The organism is Cupriavidus sp. H18C2, assembly GCF_049393795.1.
Taxonomy (GTDB): Bacteria; Pseudomonadota; Gammaproteobacteria; order Burkholderiales; family Burkholderiaceae; genus Cupriavidus; species Cupriavidus pauculus_C.
In genome coordinates this window covers 948,823-963,233 of the sequence record NZ_CP186011.1, presented here as the reverse complement: position 1 = coordinate 963,233, position 14,411 = coordinate 948,823, and the positions used below count along the sequence as shown (strand labels likewise).

12 protein-coding genes are annotated in these 14,411 nt (G+C 69.6%); 2 read left to right on the top strand and 10 right to left on the bottom strand.

The features are described from left to right. Window positions 1-2: 2 nt before the first annotated feature. The 9 genes from EPAKOI_RS20900 to EPAKOI_RS20860 form a co-directional block, all read right to left on the bottom strand. Window positions 3-971, bottom strand: coding sequence for a threo-3-hydroxy-L-aspartate ammonia-lyase (locus EPAKOI_RS20900; protein ID WP_423194525.1), 969 nt, complete (start codon window positions 969-971; stop codon window positions 3-5). Window positions 972-1,007: 36 nt separating this feature from the next. Further along, window positions 1,008-2,000, bottom strand: coding sequence for an ornithine cyclodeaminase family protein (locus EPAKOI_RS20895; RefSeq protein ID WP_423194524.1), 993 nt, complete (start codon window positions 1,998-2,000; stop codon window positions 1,008-1,010). Continuing rightward, a complete protein-coding gene (locus EPAKOI_RS20890) occupies window positions 1,990-2,616 on the bottom strand; it encodes a helix-turn-helix transcriptional regulator (protein ID WP_124686393.1) in 627 nt (208 codons plus the stop codon). Before EPAKOI_RS20890 ends, EPAKOI_RS20895 begins: the two co-directional genes overlap by 11 nt. Before the next feature lie 131 nt (window positions 2,617-2,747). Continuing rightward, window positions 2,748-5,495 (bottom strand): molybdopterin-dependent oxidoreductase, encoded by a 2,748-nt coding sequence (locus tag EPAKOI_RS20885; protein ID WP_423194523.1) that lies wholly within the window; start codon window positions 5,493-5,495, stop codon window positions 2,748-2,750. 33 nt (window positions 5,496-5,528) lie between these two features. Then, window positions 5,529-6,785 (bottom strand): NAD(P)/FAD-dependent oxidoreductase, encoded by a 1,257-nt coding sequence (locus EPAKOI_RS20880; protein ID WP_124686395.1) that lies wholly within the window; start codon window positions 6,783-6,785, stop codon window positions 5,529-5,531. 31 nt (window positions 6,786-6,816) lie between these two features. Further along, a complete protein-coding gene (gene nirD, locus EPAKOI_RS20875; RefSeq protein ID WP_124686396.1) occupies window positions 6,817-7,215 on the bottom strand; it encodes a nitrite reductase small subunit NirD in 399 nt (132 codons plus the stop codon). 15 nt (window positions 7,216-7,230) lie between these two features. After that, window positions 7,231-9,792: a nitrite reductase large subunit NirB gene (gene nirB / locus EPAKOI_RS20870; protein ID WP_423194522.1), complete on the bottom strand. Its 2,562-nt coding sequence runs from the start codon at window positions 9,790-9,792 to the stop codon at window positions 7,231-7,233. A gap of 40 nt (window positions 9,793-9,832) precedes the next feature. After that, window positions 9,833-11,146, bottom strand: a complete 1,314-nt coding sequence (locus tag EPAKOI_RS20865) for an MFS transporter (RefSeq protein WP_124686398.1) — start codon at window positions 11,144-11,146, stop codon at window positions 9,833-9,835. Between the two features lie 322 nt (window positions 11,147-11,468). Further along, window positions 11,469-11,951 carry a helix-turn-helix domain-containing protein gene (locus EPAKOI_RS20860; RefSeq protein ID WP_313835983.1) on the bottom strand — a complete coding sequence of 161 codons (483 nt, stop codon included), beginning with the start codon at window positions 11,949-11,951 and terminating at the stop codon, window positions 11,469-11,471. Between the two features lie 88 nt (window positions 11,952-12,039). Here EPAKOI_RS20860 and EPAKOI_RS20855 point away from each other — a divergent pair, with 88 nt between their 5' ends. Next, window positions 12,040-12,639: a GNAT family N-acetyltransferase gene (locus EPAKOI_RS20855; RefSeq protein ID WP_423194521.1), complete on the top strand. Its 600-nt coding sequence runs from the start codon at window positions 12,040-12,042 to the stop codon at window positions 12,637-12,639. Here EPAKOI_RS20855 and EPAKOI_RS20850 read toward each other — a convergent pair. After that, on the bottom strand, window positions 12,636-13,502 hold the full coding sequence (locus EPAKOI_RS20850; protein ID WP_124686401.1) for an EamA family transporter: 867 nt from the start codon (window positions 13,500-13,502) through the stop codon (window positions 12,636-12,638). The two genes, EPAKOI_RS20855 and EPAKOI_RS20850, sit on opposite strands and share 4 nt — an antisense overlap. 178 nt (window positions 13,503-13,680) lie before the next feature. On the opposite strand from EPAKOI_RS20850, the gene EPAKOI_RS20845 reads away from it, so the two are divergent. Further along, on the top strand, window positions 13,681-14,400 hold the full coding sequence (locus EPAKOI_RS20845; RefSeq protein ID WP_423194520.1) for an SDR family NAD(P)-dependent oxidoreductase: 720 nt from the start codon (window positions 13,681-13,683) through the stop codon (window positions 14,398-14,400). Window positions 14,401-14,411 lie beyond the last annotated feature (11 nt).

Here is a 14,411-nt window from a genome sequence, read left to right as displayed (position 1 = left end):
CCCTACCGCTTCATCAACTCACAAAACCACGCGATATCGACGTTGCCGCCGCTGATGACGATGCCGACGCGCTTGCCCTTGAGCGCGTCCGCCTGCTGCAGCGCGGCGGCCAGGCCCAGGGCGCCGGTCGGCTCGACGATCATCTTCATGCGCTCGGCAAAGAAGCGCATGGCGTCGACCAGTTGAGCGTCGGTGGCGGTCAGGATGTCGTTGACGTCGCGCTGGATGATCGGGAACGTGTGCTGGCCCAGGTGCTGCGTCTGGGCGCCGTCGGCGATGGTCTTGGGCGTGTCGATGTGGACGATGCTGCCGCTGCGGAACGACTGCTGGCCGTCGTTGCCGGCTTCCGGCTCCACGCCGTAGAGCTCGCATTGCGGCGCCAGCGCGCGCGTGGCGAGCGCCGTGCCCGACAGCAGCCCGCCGCCGCCCAGCGGCGCGAACAGCGCGTCAAGCGTGCCCACATCCTCGAACAGTTCCCTGGCGGCCGTGCCCTGCCCGGCCATCACGTCCGGATGGTCGTAGGGCGGAATCAGCGTCATGCCGTGCTTTTCCGCCAGGTCGCGGCCGATGGCTTCGCGGTCTTCCGTGTAGCGGTCGTAGATCACCACGTTGGCGCCGTAGCCCTTGGTGGCGGCGATCTTGAGCGCCGGGGCGTCGGCCGGCATCACGATCGTGGCCGGCATGCCCAGCAGCCGGGCCGACAGCGCGATGCCCTGGGCGTGGTTGCCGGACGAGAACGCCACCACGCCGCCCTGGCGCTGCGCGGGCGTGAACTTCGACAGCGCGTTGAAGGCGCCGCGGAACTTGAACGCGCCCATGCGCTGGAAGTTCTCGCACTTGAAGAACACTTCGGCGCCAAGCCGGTCGTTGAGCGTGCGCGACGTATGGACCGGCGTGCGGTTGGCGTAGCCGGCAATGCGTTCGGCGGCGGCTTCGACGTCGGCGTAGGTGGGCAGGGGCAGGGTCGTCATGATGGTCGGGAGCGGATGGACGCGGGAGGAAATCGGTTACCAGGGCCAGGCCAGGCGCGTGCCGGCGCCGTCGGCCAGGGCCCGTTCGTGCAGGAAGCGCGCGACGGTCAGGTCTTGCAGCGCCAGGCCCGTCATGTCGAACACGGTGATGTCGTCGGGCTGGCGCGCGAACGTGGCGGCGCCGGTCAGCAGGTCGCCCAGTTCGATGCAGTGCAGGTCCGGCGCCCACTGGCATTCGCCGATGCGGCGCGCCTGGTCCAGGTCGTCGGCAATCACCGTGGCCCGCGCCAGCACGCCGTCCGGCAGCTCGCGCTTGCCGGTGGTGTCGGCGCCCACGCAGGTCAGGTGGGTGCCCGGCTGCACGGCGTCGGCGTCGAACAGCGCGCCGCCGCCCGGCGTGGCCGTGATGACCACATCGGCCTGGGCCACGGCGGCATTGCGGTCCGGCGCGTGGGCGATGCGGCCACGGCCGCCCAGGCTGGCCGCGAACTCGGCCTCGAAGCGGGCGTCTGGCGCGCCGCTGGCGGTCACGTAGCTGACCTCGGCGAGCGACGGCAGCAGCGCCAGCGCGTACGCCAGTTGCACGCGCGCCTGCACGCCGGTGCCGAACACGCAGACGCGGCGGCTGTCTGGCCGGGCCAGCCGTTGCAGGCCGATGCCGCCGGCCGCGCCGGTGCGGGCCGTGGTGATCGCGTTGCCGTCGAGGATGCAGAGCGGCCGGCCCGTGCCGGGGTCGACCAGCATGATGGTCGCCTGGTGCGGTTCGCCGCCGCGCTCGCGGTTGCCGGGCCAGAACCCGGCGGCCTTGAAGCCCAGCAGGTTCTGCCGGCCCACGTCGCCGGCCTTGATGCCGAACACGCCGCCGGTGTGCAGCGTTTCGCGGATCAGCGGAAAGACGCGGCCTTCGCGGTGGCTGTGCAGCACGAACGCCTCGCGCACGGCCGCCACGACGTCGTCGGGAATCAGCGCCGCTTCCACGGCATGTTTGTCGAGCAGCAGCAGCTGCGCGGCGGCGCGGTCAGCGGGCATAGGTGTAGACGGTGGCACGCGACACCCCCAGGTGGGCCGCGATGGTTTCCATGGCCCGGCGCACTTCCAGCAGCCCGCCGGCCTTCAGTTCGGCCAGCAGCGCGCGCCGGTCCTCGATCTTCAGCGCGCGCGGCGTGGTGGCCAGCCGCGCGGCAAAGGCGTCGATGCGGGCGCGCAGCGCCTCGGTGCTGGCCGGGTCCAGCGTTTCCTCGGGGCCCTCGGCGGTGGTCTGCACGAACTGGCCCATCGCCATCTGCAGGCTGCGGAACAGCGTCAGGTCCACGTTCATGCACAGCGCGGCCACGTAGCGGCCAGTGCTGTCCTTGATGCCGATCGACGTGCTCTTGGCCTGCCGGCCATCGGCAAACTGGTTCGGATAGTTGGCCAGGATCTGCGGATAGCCGGGATCGGTGATGCGGGCCTCGCCCAGCTCGGTGGTGGGGTCGCCCACGGCGCGGCCGGACAGGTTGTTGTGGATCGCCAGGATCGACTGGCCCGGCTCCAGCAGGTCGTGCAGCACGACCTCGCAGAACGGCGCCAGCGTCTGGCCCAGCCCGTCGGCTATCTGCTTCACTTGTTCGAGCAGCAGGCGCTGCTCCGGGGTCCGTTCTGGCATGGCGGGACGCATCGGCGATGAAAAACGATGCTGGACAGTTTGTATAACACTGGACGAATTGTCAAGAAATCGACGGAAAAAATGGCGCGAGAGCCGCATGGCTGCCGCGCCGTGTGCGTCCGATGCCGATGTCAGGCGGCTTCGGCGGCCTCGACGATGCGAATCTCGGCCAGCAGCTTGCGCAGCTCCGGCACGCACGATCCGCAGTTGCCGCCGGCCTTCACGCAGGCCGTGATCTCGGCCGTGGATTTCAGGTCGTGCTGGCGCACGGCGTCGCAGATCGTATTGCGGCCCACGCCAAAGCACGAGCAGACGGTAGGGCCGGCATCGGCGGTCTTTTCCAGCGGCTGGCCCAGCAGCAGGCCGATGCGGTCGCCGTCTTCCAGCCGGTCCTGGCCGAAGAGCTGCGACAGCCACGCGCGCGACGGCAGCTCGGCGCGGGTGGACACATACACGCATGCCTCCAGCCGGTCGTCGACCACGTAGCCGGCGTGATAGACACCGGCGGTGCGGTCCTCGTATTCCAGCCAGTCGGCATCCGGGTCCTGCACGCCCAGCAGCGCGCGGGCCCAGGCGGCGCGGTCGGCCACGTGCTCGCGCCCGGCGAATTCATAGCGCTGGAACTGGCGGCCCTGCACGCGCGTCCAGTACGTCAGCGCCTCGGCGGGCAGCGCGCGGCGGCTCAGCACAAAGCCGTGCCACGACACGCGGAATTCCTCCACGCGCACCGGCGTGTGCTTGAACTCGGGCTCGCCCGAGACTGGGTCGACCACCGGATTCACCACGGCGCCCACGCGCGCATCGGAACTGAACTGGTCGTTCCAGTGGATCGGCACGAACACGCTGCCGCGCGGAATGCCGCCGCCAAAGCGCACGCGGGCCACCATGGCGCCCCAGCGGCTGGTCACGCGCGCCAGCTTGCCTTCGCCCACGCCGCACAGCAGCGCGTCCTGCGGGTGCATGTCGACGAACGGCTCGGGCAGGTGGTCGGCCAGCCGCGCGGCCTTGCCGGTGCGCGTCATGGTGTGCCACTGGTCGCGCACGCGGCCGGTGTTCAGGATCAGCGGGAATTCGTCGTCGGCGGCATGCGCCGGGGCGCGCGACGCCGTCGGCACGAACCGCGCCCGGCCATCGGGGAACGCGTAGCGGCCATCCTCGAACAGCCGGCTGGTGCCGGCGACCGTGGCGCCTGGCACCGGCCACTGCACGGGCACGAAATCGTCGTAGTCGCGTCGGGCCAGGCCGGCCAGCCCGCCGATGTCGAACATGCGGGGCGCCTCGCTGGCGTCGGCGTCGCCATTGCGCCAGGCCGACAGCCGCGCGTGCTCGTCGAAGATCTCGTGCTGGCTGGCGTAGTCGAAGCCGGCAAAGCCCATGCGGCGGGCCACGTCGCACAGGATGTCCCAGTCCGCGCGCGCCTCGCCGGGCACGGGCAGGAACGCCCGCTGGCGCGAGATGCGGCGCTCGGAGTTGGTCACCGTGCCGTCTTTCTCGCCCCAGCCCAGCGCGGGCAGCAGCACGTGGGCGGCGTCGTTGGTGTCGGTATGCGTGACCACGTCGGACGTGACCACCAGTTCGCACTTTGCCAGCGCACGGCGCGCCTGGTCGGCATCAGGCAGGCTGACCACGGGATTGGTGGCGATGACCCAGACGGCCTTGACCTGGCCGGCCTCGATGGCGCGGAACAGGTCCACGGCCTTCAGGCCCGGCTGGTCGGCCATGCGCGGCGACTGCCAGAAATCCTGCACGATGTCCCGGTGGACCGGGTTGGCCAGCTCCATGTGCGCGGCCAGCATGTTGGCCAGGCCGCCCACCTCGCGGCCGCCCATCGCGTTGGGCTGGCCGGTCAGCGAGAACGGGCCCATGCCGGGGCGGCCGATGCGGCCGGTCAGCAGGTGGCAGTTGATGATCGCGTTGACCTTGTCCGTGCCCGACGACGACTGGTTCACGCCCATCGAGAACGCCGTGATGACCTTGCCGGTGCCGGCAAACAGTTCGAAGAACGTGCGCACGTCCTGCGGGTCGAGCTTGCACGCGCGGGCCAGCGCGTCGAGGTCGGTGCCGTCGGCATCGGCGGCCGCCAGCGCGGTGTCCAGCCCGCTGGTATGGGCATCGACGAACGCGGCATCGGCATGGCCCTGGCGCGCCAGATAGCCGAGCAGGCCGTTGAACAGCCGCACGTCGGTGCCGGCGCGCAGCGGCAGGTGCAGGTCGGCCAGCTCGCACGTGGCGGTGCGGCGCGGGTCGATGGCCACGATCTTCATGCCGGGCCGCGCTTCCTTGGCGCGCGTCAGGCGCTGGAACAGGATCGGGTGGCACCACGCCGTGTTGGAGCCCACCAGCACCACCAGGTCAGCCTGTTCCAGGTCGTCGTAGCTGCACGGCACCAGGTCCTCGCCAAACGCGCGCTTGTGGCCGGCCACGGCCGACGACATGCACAGGCGCGAATTGGTGTCGATATTGGCCGAGCCGATGAAGCCCTTCATCAGCTTGTTGGCGATGTAGTAGTCCTCGGTCAGGATCTGGCCGGACACGTAGAGCGCCACGGCGTCCGGGCCGTGCCGCGCCACGATGTCGGCAAAGCCGCTGGCCACCTTGCCCAGCGCGGTGTCCCAGCTCACGCGGCGCAGCGATCCGTCGGGCTGGCGCAGTTGCGGGTGCAGCAGCCGGCCGTCCAGGCCGACGGTGTCGCCCAGCGCCGACCCCTTCACGCACAGGCGGCCGAAGTTCGACGGGTGGTCGGCATCGCCCTGGACTTCAACCTGGCCGTCGGCGCGCAGCGTGGCGCGCACCCCGCACCCCACGCCGCAGTACGGGCAGGTGGTGGAGACAGTCTTGGTGGCGGTGGTGGCGACCACCGCAATATCGGACAGGTTCACGGTATCAATCTCTAAGGTCGGCGGCGGCCGGCGTCAGGCCGCCAGGGACTCGCACTGCGCCTGGCCGAACAGCAGGCGCTGCCGCAGCGCGGCCACGGGCTTGCCGCTCTGGATCAGGTCGAAATACCACGGGCCGTCCTTGACGTCGCCGTACAGCACGGCGCCGACGAGCCGGCCATCCTGCAGCACCAGCCGCTTGTACACGCCGCGGCGCGCATCGCGCAGCACCAGGTCCTCGCTGCCTTCGGCGCCGATGAAGTCGCCGGCCGAGTACAGGTCCACGCCGGTCACCTTGAGCTTGGTGGCCGTGGCCTGCTGGATGTAGCGCCGATGGCCCGCGCCGGCCAGGTGCGCCGCGCAGACGCGGGCCTGGTCCCAGATCGGCGCCACCAGGCCAAACGTGGCGTTGCGGTGCTGCACGCATTCGCCCACGGCGTAGATGCGCGGGTCGAACGTCTGCAGCGTGTCGTCGACGACGATGGCGCGCTCGCAGTGCAGCCCGGCGCCGGCCGCCAGTTCGATGTTCGGGCGCACGCCGGCGGTCATCACCACCAGGTCCGCCGGCACCTGCGAGCCGTCCTGGAAGCGCACGCCGGTGACGCGGTCGTCGCCCAGGATGGCCGCGGTCTGCGCCTTCAGCAGGAAGCGCAGGCCCTTGCGCTCCAGCGCGGCCTTCAGCAGTTCGGCGGCGGGCTTGTCGAGCTGGCGCTCCATCAGGCTGTCGGCCAGGTGCACCACGGTGACGTCCATGCCCTGGCGCATCAGCCCGTTGGCGGCTTCCAGCCCCAGCAGGCCGCCGCCGATGACCACGGCGTGGCGGTGGTTGCGCGCGGCGTGGAGCATCGTCTCCACGTCCTGGATGTCGCGGAACGCGATCACGCCGTCCAGCGCGTGGCCGGGCACCGGGATGATGAACGGCTTGGAGCCCGTGGCCAGCAGCAGCCGGTCGTAGCGCACCTCGCGGCCTGAAGCCGAGCGCACGATGCGGCGCGGCCGGTCGATGGCCACCACGGGGTCGCCGGCCAGCAGCTCGATGCCGTGCTGGGTGTACCAGTCGCGCGTGTTGAGCATGATGTCGTCGACGGTCTTCTCGCCGGCAAGCACCGGGCTCAGCAGGATGCGGTTGTAGTTGCCGTGGGGCTCGGCGCCGAACACCGTGATGTCGTACAGGTCCGGCGCGAGCTTGAGCAGTTCTTCCACCGTGCGCATGCCGGCCATGCCGTTGCCGACGACGACCAGGCGCGGCCGGGCCGACGCGGCGGGAGATGAGGCGTTTGACGTCGTGAGCATGATCGTGGGGCGCGTGGAGGGGGCAGGGGGCTCAGGCGGCGAGTTCTTCCTCGACCCCGGCTGGCGTGGCGGCGCCCGTGGTGGCCGATGCGGCCACCCAGACCTTGCCGTCGTAGACGCGGGCCGCGTAGGCCGTGACCGAGTGCTCGGGCGCCTCCAGGCATTCGCCGGTGCGCAGGTCGAAGTGGTGCTTGTAGATCGGCGAGGCCACCACGATGCGGTCGCCCAGGCTGCCAACCAGGCCGCGCGACAGCACGTTGGCCTGCGAATTCGGATCGAAATTGGCGATCGCGTAGACCTCTTCGCCCCGGCCAATGCGGAACACGGCCACCTGCTGCCGGTCCACCAGCGCGCAGACACCAGTATTGGGCACGATGTCGCGCAAGGTGCAGATTGCGGTCCAGGTTTCGGGATGGTGGGCTTGGCTCATCACGTTCTCCTTGTTTCAGGCAGCTTTGGCGGGCACGGCAACCACGGGAATGTGGCTCAGGCGGTTGCGCTGCAAGTTCCGTTCCTCCGGCGTGGCCGGGCGGATCTGGCCGCGCTCTTCCAGGAAGACGAGGTTGTCGTCGCGCAGGTCGCTGTTGACGAAGTGGCGGAAGCGCTTGCGGGTCTCAGGGTCGGTGATGGCCTTCTTCCACTCGTCCTCGTAGGTGTCCACCACGTGCTGCATCTCGGCTTCCAGGTCGGCGCCGATGCCGAGCTTGTCGTCGATGACCACGGCCTTCAGGTAGTCCAGGCCGCCTTCCAGGTTGTCGCGCCAGGTGCTGGTGCGCTGCAGGCGGTCGGCCGTGCGCACGTAGAACATCAGGAAGCGGTCGATGTAGCGCACCAGCGTCTCGCGGTCCAGGTCGCCGGCCAGCAGTTCGGCGTGGCGCGGCTTCATGCCGCCGTTGCCGCAGACGTAGAGGTTCCAGCCGCGCTCGGTGGCGATGATGCCCACGTCCTTGCCCTGCGCCTCGGCGCACTCGCGCGTGCAGCCCGACACGCCGAACTTGATCTTGTGCGGCGCGCGCAGGCCCTTGTAGCGGTTCTCGATGTCGATCGCCAGGCCCACGGAGTCGTCCACGCCGTAGCGGCACCACGTCGACCCGACGCACGACTTCACCGTGCGCAGCGACTTGCCGTAGGCGTGGCCCGATTCGAAGCCGGCGGCCACCAGTTCTTCCCAGATCAGCGGCAGTTCCTCCAGCCGGGCGCCGAACATGTCCACGCGCGCGCCGCCGGTGATCTTGGTGTAGAGGCCGTACTTCTTGGCCACCTGGCCCACGGCGATCAGGCCGTCAGGCGTGACCTCGCCGCCCGGCATGCGCGGCACCACCGAGTACGTGCCGTCCTTCTGGATGTTGGCCAGGAAATAGTCGTTCGAATCCTGCAGGCTGGCGTGCTCTTCCTTGAGCACGAACTCGTTCCAGCACGAGGCCAGGATGCTGCCCACCGTGGGCTTGCAGATGTCGCAGCCCAGGCCCTTGCCGTGCGCGGCCAGCAGGTCGTCGAACGTCTTGAACTTGCCCACGCGCACCAGGTGGTACAGCTCCTGGCGCGAGTACGGAAAGTGCTCGCAGAGGTGGTTGTTGACGGCCATGCCCTGCTTCTTCATCTCGGCCTTCATGATCTGCGTGACCAGCGGCACGCAGCCGCCGCACGCGGTGCCGGCCTTGGTGCAGGTCTTCAGCGCGCCGATGCTGGTGGCGCCGTCGGTCACGGCCGCGCAGATCTGGCCCTTGCTGACGTTGTTGCACGAGCAGATCTGGGCGGTGTCGGGCAGCGCGTCGGCGCCCAGCGCAGGCTTGGCCTGACCGTCCGACGACGGCAGGATCAGGAATTCGGGCGATTCCGGCAGCTCGATGCGGTTCAGCATCATCTGCAGCAGCGTGCCGTACTCGGCCGCATCGCCCACCAGCACGCCGCCGAGCAGGTACTTGCCGCAATCGGACACCACAAGCTTCTTGTAGACCTGCTTGCGCTCGTCGGTGAACTGGTACGACCGGCTGCCCGGCGCGTTGCCGTGCGGGTCGCCGATGCTGGCCACGTCCACGCCCATCAGCTTGAGCTTGGTGCTCATGTCGGCGCCGGCAAACTCGGCGGCCTCGCCGCGCAGGTGGCGGGCGGCCACGCGGGCCATGTCGTAGCCGGGGGCCACCAGGCCGTAGATCTTGCCGTCCCAGAGCGCGCATTCGCCGATGGCGTAGACGTGCGGGTCCGAGGTCAGGCAGTTGTTGTCGATGGTGATGCCGCCGCGCGGGCCCACGGCCAGGCCGGCCTGGCGCGCCAGTTCGTCGCGCGGGCGGATACCGGCCGAGAACACGATCATGTCGGTGTCCAGGTGCGTGCCGTCGGCAAAGTTCATGCGGTGCGTGCCGTCCACGCCATCGACGATCTCCACCGTGTTCTTGCCCGTGTGGGCCGTCACGCCAAGGTCCTGGATCTTCTGGCGCAGCATGCGGCCGCCGCCGTCGTCCACCTGCACGGCCATCAGGCGCGGGGCAAACTCCACCACGTGGGTTTCCAGCCCCATGTCGCGCAGCGCCTTGGCGCATTCCAGGCCCAGCAGCCCGCCGCCGATGACCACGCCCGTGCGGGCGCGCCGGCCGCATTCGAGCATGGCTTCCAGGTCCTCGATGGTGCGGTAGACGAAGGTGTCCTTGCGGTCCTTGCCCGGCAGCGGCGGCACGAACGGGTACGAGCCGGTGGCCAGCACCAGCTTGTCGTAGGGCAGCGTCTCGCCGGTGGACGTGGTGACGGTCTTCGCCGCCGTGTCGATGCCCGTGGCCCTGGCGTTCAGGCGCAGCAGCATGTTGTTGTGCTGGTCGAAGAAGCCCGCCGGTACCAGCGACAGGTCATCGGCCGACTTGCCGGCGAAGAATTCCGAGAGGTGGACGCGGTCGTAGGCGGGGCGCGGCTCCTCGCAGAGCACCGTCACTTCCAGGTCCTGCGCGCCGGCATCGGCCAGGCATTCCAGGAACTTGTGGCCGACCATGCCGTGCCCGACGATGATGATCTTCATGATGCTTTCCTTGTGCGGGGTATCTTGTGTGAGGCGTCGATCAGTTGGCGAGCGCGCTGTCGTACAGCGCCTGCTCGCGGGCCTTGTGCTCGGCGCTGAAGCGCACGGCGATGGCGCACAGCGCGGCCAGCGTGGCGGCCACGCCCAGGTACGTCAGCGTGAGCTGCAGGTCGCCCAGGCCCTTCATCAGGAAGCCGGCCGCCACCGCGCCGACGTTGCCGCCCGCGCCGATGATCCCGGCCACGCCGCCCAGCGCCTTGCGGTCGATGAACGGCACCAGCGCGTAGGTGGCGCCGCAGGCCATGTGCGTGAACAGGCCGAACACCAGCATCGCGGCCACGGCGGTGACCACGCCCGAGGCGTGGGCAAAGGCCAGCAGGCCCAGCCCTTCGCCCAGGATGAAGACGAACAGCACGATCGAGCGCGCATCCAGGCCGCGGCGGCGGGCCACCCTGTCGGACAGGTAGCCGCCCAGCGCCCGGGCAAACAGGGCCAGCAGGCCGAAGCTGGCGGCGGCCATGCCGGCGGCGGACAGCGACAGGCCAAAGCGGTCCACGTAGAACGTGGCGGCCACGTTGTGGATGAAGATCTCCACGCCAAAGCAGGCGCCGTAGGTGATGAACAGCATCCAGACGCGGTAGTTGGTGCTGGCGGCGCGGAAGCTGGCCCAGCCGCCGCCGCCCTTGCCGCCGCTCACGGCGATGCCCTGGGCGCGCAGGTCCGAGAAATTGCCTTCCGGGCAGTCCTGCGTGAAGCGCCAGTAGACAACGGCCATCACCAGCATCAGCACGCCCGGCACGATCAGCGCCACGCGCCAGCCCATGGCGTGGTCCACGCCCAGGAACAGCACGGCGGCCAGCAGCAGCGGCATGGCGCCCTGGGCGGCACCGCCGCCGGCGTTGCCCCAGCCGGCCGACGCGGCGTTGGCGGTGCCCACCACGTTGGGCGCGAACATCACCGACGTGTGGTACTGCGTGATGACAAAGCTCGCGCCCACCGCGCCGATCAGCAGGCGGAAGAACAGGAACGTCTCGTAGTTCTGGGCAAAGGCCACGCCGATGACCGGGATCGCGCCGATGGCCAGCAGGCCCGTATAGGTCTTGCGCGGGCCAAAGCGGTCGCACATCGGCCCGATGATCAGCCGCACGATGATCGTGACGGCCACGGCGGCGATGTTGATGTTGGCGATCTGGCCCGGCGTGAGCCCGAATTCGCCCTTGAGCACCGGCATCAGCGGCGCGCAGGCAAACCAGGCGAAGAAGCAGACGAAGAACGCCATCCAGGTCAGGTGGAAGGCGCGCATCTGCGGGGTCTTCAGACTCAGCAGGTCGATCCGGGTGGCTTTGCCGTTCATCCTTGGGCTCCAAAAACAAATGGCGTCCCGAGAGCCTGGCCAATGGGGGCCAGTTCTGGGGACGCCGTTGTCCTGCCCGGTCGCCTTGAAGAAGGCGGCCGCGCTTGTGTGGGGTGGGCGGATCGCCGTTGACCGGCCCGCACTACCTATCGCAAGCGGTGTGCCAGGGGATGAAGGTGGCGACTGGGATGCCTGGGCGGCCGAAAAACCGCCTTGAAGCGGCGCATCAGGCACATTAACGGATCGTGGTGCGGCGCCAGACTAGGGCGGCCGCACGGCTATGGTGCAGTGCAATGTGCGGCGCCGGTGCGCGCCGGTCCGGTCAGCGGGGTGACGTGGCGGGATCGAGCAGCGAGATGAGCTGCATGTCCGAGGGCGAGACGAGCTGGTTTTCCTCGTCGATCAGGGCCGCGCGCACCTTGAGCCCGTTGACCCGCGAGCGGATCTCGGCCGGCCCCTGGCCGCACGGCTTCATGTGGGCATCGCCCCATTGCATCAGGCCAACGATGACCGGCAGCAGGTCCACGGCGGACTTGGTGGGATGGTAGGCAAAGCGCTCGCGCTCGCCGGGTTCCTTGTAGCCGACCTTGCGCAGCAGGCCGGCCTCGGTCAGCGTCTTGAGCCGCGCGGACAGCACTGCCGGTGAGCACTGCAGGCGGGCCAGGAAGTCGTCGAACCGGCGGACGCCGGAGAACACGTCGCGCAGGATAAGGATCGTCCACTTTTCGCCGATCAGGCCAAGCGTGGCCGCAATCGAGCACTGGGCGAAGTCGTCGGGCGAGAGGGGTGGAACTGTGGTCGGCATGAATTCAGGATAGCACTCTAACTTCATTTGCAAAAGTCAGGGTTTCGACTATAGTCCTGCCTACAGGAAATGAAGTCAGGGGTGGGCGATGCGTGGCGATACCGGAACACAGCAAGACGAGGCGGGCGCGGAACAGTGGATCGCGCGGGGTGGCAGGCAGGTGACGGTGCGGCCGGTGCGGCCGGCCGATCGCGACGCGCTGCGGGCCTTCGTCGACAGCCTGTCGCGCGAAAGCCGCTACTACCGCTTTCTGACCGGCGGCCGGGTGGCCGACGAGACCATCCAGGGCTTTGTCGGCCATCGCCCGGGACGCGACGTGGCGATGGTGGTGACGGCGCCCGCCGCATCGGGCGAGGAAACCATCGTCGCCAATGCCGAATACGTGGTGAATGCCGATGACGTGGCCGAACTGGCCGTGGTGGTGGCCGATGACTGGCAGGGCCAGGGCCTGGGGCGGCGGCTGATCCAGCGGCTGCAGCAGGTGGCGCGGGCCGGCCGGCTACGCGGCATGCGCGGCGACGTGCTGAGCGAAAACCGCCGCATGCTGGCCATCATGCGCGACTGCGGCTTTGCCACGCGCCGCAACCCCGAGGACAGCTACCTGCACGAAGTCAGCCTGTCGCTGGCAGACACCACCCGGCCGCGCCGCGACCACTGGCTGCCGCACGACTGGTTCGCCGGCAACTAGCTCTTGCCGCGCGACGTGGCCGTGCAGCCGATCGACGCGGTGATGATGGCGGCAATCGCCACCCACTGGATCAGCGTCAACTGCTCGTGCAGGAACGCCAGCCCGGCCAGCGCGCCCATGGCGGGCTCCAGGCTCAGCAGGATGCCGAAGGTCCGCCGCGGCAGCCGCTTCAGCGCCACCATCTCCAGCGAATACGGAATCGCGCTCGACATCAGCCCCACCGCCAGCCCGGCCAGCAGCACCGCCGGGCTGAAAAGCGCCGGGCCCGCATGGGCCAGCCCGAACGGCAGCGCCACCAGCGCCGCCATGGTCATGCCCAGCGACGTGGCCTGGCCGCCGTGCGCGTTGCCGGCCATCTGCCCGAAGACGATATAGAGCGCCCAGCCCACGCCGGCCGCCAGCGCAAAGCCGATGCCGACGGGGTCGAGGTGCGTGGCGGCATCGCCCAGCGGCAGCAGCAGCACCAGCCCGGCCACGGCGCAGGCGATCCACAGGAAGTCGATGGCACGCCGCGACGACAGTACCGCCACGGTCAGCGGGCCCGTGAACTCGATGGCGATGGCCAGCCCGAGCGGGATGGTCCGCAGCGACATATAGAACAGCAGGTTGGTCGCGCCCAGCGCAGCGCCGTACAGCGCGATGGCCCGCGCATGGGTGCCCGACAGCCGGAACCGCCACGGCCGCCACACCGCGATCAGGATCAGCGCGGCAAACCCCACCCGCAACGCCACGGTGCCCTGGGCGCCCACGGCGCCGAACAGGCTCTTGGCAAACGACGTGCCGATGCACAGCGACGCCATCGAGCCGACCAGCGCGGCAACGGCCAGCAGGGTTTCGCTCTGCCTGAGGCGGGAAAGGGGCACGTCTGCATCCTGGTACGAAAAGCCCGAGGGGCGGGCGGTGCCGCATCTTGCACCAACATCGACCGCGCGGCCATGCACAGATGCCGGCGCCACGTGCTGTACAGTTGGCGCCGCCCGGCCGCTGGCGGAGTCCGGACCCACGCACTATGGTGGAAGGACCCCTGTTCCGGAGCCAGCCATGGATGCGAAGGCCCCCCGTCGTCATGTCGTGATCACCGGCGCGGCCGGCGCCCTCGGGCGCGCCGTGGCCAGCCGCTTTGCCGCCGAACACGAGCGGCTGGCATTGATCGACCACAACTTGCAGCACCTGCAGAGCGTCTTTGCCCACCCCGAGCCCGACCATGGCGGCACGCTGCTGCACGCGGCCGACGTCACGTCCGATACGGCGATGGCGGGCGTGGCGGCGGCCATCCTCGACGCCTTCGGCACGGTCGACGTGCTGGTGCACGTGGCGGGCGGCTTCGAGATGGGCGACCCGACCCATGCCATGAGCCGCGAGTCGTGGCTGCGCATGATGGACCTGAATGCGTGGTCGTTCGTGGCCGTCACCGGCCCTTTCATCCCGTCGATGATGTTCCAGCGGCACGGCAAGGTGGTGGCCGTGTCCGCCAGGAGCGCGACGGCCGGGGCGGCGACGATGGGCGCCTACGTGGCGTCCAAGAGCGCGCTGCAGCGCCTGGTGGAAAGCCTGTCGCACGAGGTGCGCGGCGCCGGCATCAACGTCAACAGCATCGCCCCGAGCATCCTCGATACCCCGGCCAACCGCCGCGCCATGCCGTCGGCGGAGCCGTCGCACTGGGTCTCCACGGGTGCCGCGGCACGGGCCGTGGTCTTCCTGGCCTCCGACGCGGCCGATGCCATCCACGGCCAGCACATGGTGCTCGACGGGCTGAGCTGAGCCGCCTGCCG

What these genes read in the sequence shown, in the direction of transcription:
- EPAKOI_RS20900 (WP_423194525.1), bottom strand. Translation starts at nt 971, where the DNA reads ATGACGACCCTGCCCCTGCCCACCTACGCCGACGTCGAAGCCGCCGCC.
- EPAKOI_RS20895 (WP_423194524.1), bottom strand. Translation starts at nt 2,000, where the DNA reads ATGCCCGCTGACCGCGCCGCCGCGCAGCTGCTGCTGCTCGACAAACAT.
- EPAKOI_RS20890 (WP_124686393.1), bottom strand. Translation starts at nt 2,616, where the DNA reads ATGCCAGAACGGACCCCGGAGCAGCGCCTGCTGCTCGAACAAGTGAAG.
- EPAKOI_RS20880 (WP_124686395.1), bottom strand. Translation starts at nt 6,785, where the DNA reads ATGCTCACGACGTCAAACGCCTCATCTCCCGCCGCGTCGGCCCGGCCG.
- nirD (WP_124686396.1), bottom strand. Translation starts at nt 7,215, where the DNA reads ATGAGCCAAGCCCACCATCCCGAAACCTGGACCGCAATCTGCACCTTG.
- nirB (WP_423194522.1), bottom strand. Translation starts at nt 9,792, where the DNA reads ATGAAGATCATCATCGTCGGGCACGGCATGGTCGGCCACAAGTTCCTG.
- EPAKOI_RS20865 (WP_124686398.1), bottom strand. Translation starts at nt 11,146, where the DNA reads ATGAACGGCAAAGCCACCCGGATCGACCTGCTGAGTCTGAAGACCCCG.
- EPAKOI_RS20860 (WP_313835983.1), bottom strand. Translation starts at nt 11,951, where the DNA reads ATGCCGACCACAGTTCCACCCCTCTCGCCCGACGACTTCGCCCAGTGC.
- EPAKOI_RS20855 (WP_423194521.1), top strand. Translation starts at nt 12,040, where the DNA reads ATGCGTGGCGATACCGGAACACAGCAAGACGAGGCGGGCGCGGAACAG.
- EPAKOI_RS20845 (WP_423194520.1), top strand. Translation starts at nt 13,681, where the DNA reads ATGGATGCGAAGGCCCCCCGTCGTCATGTCGTGATCACCGGCGCGGCC.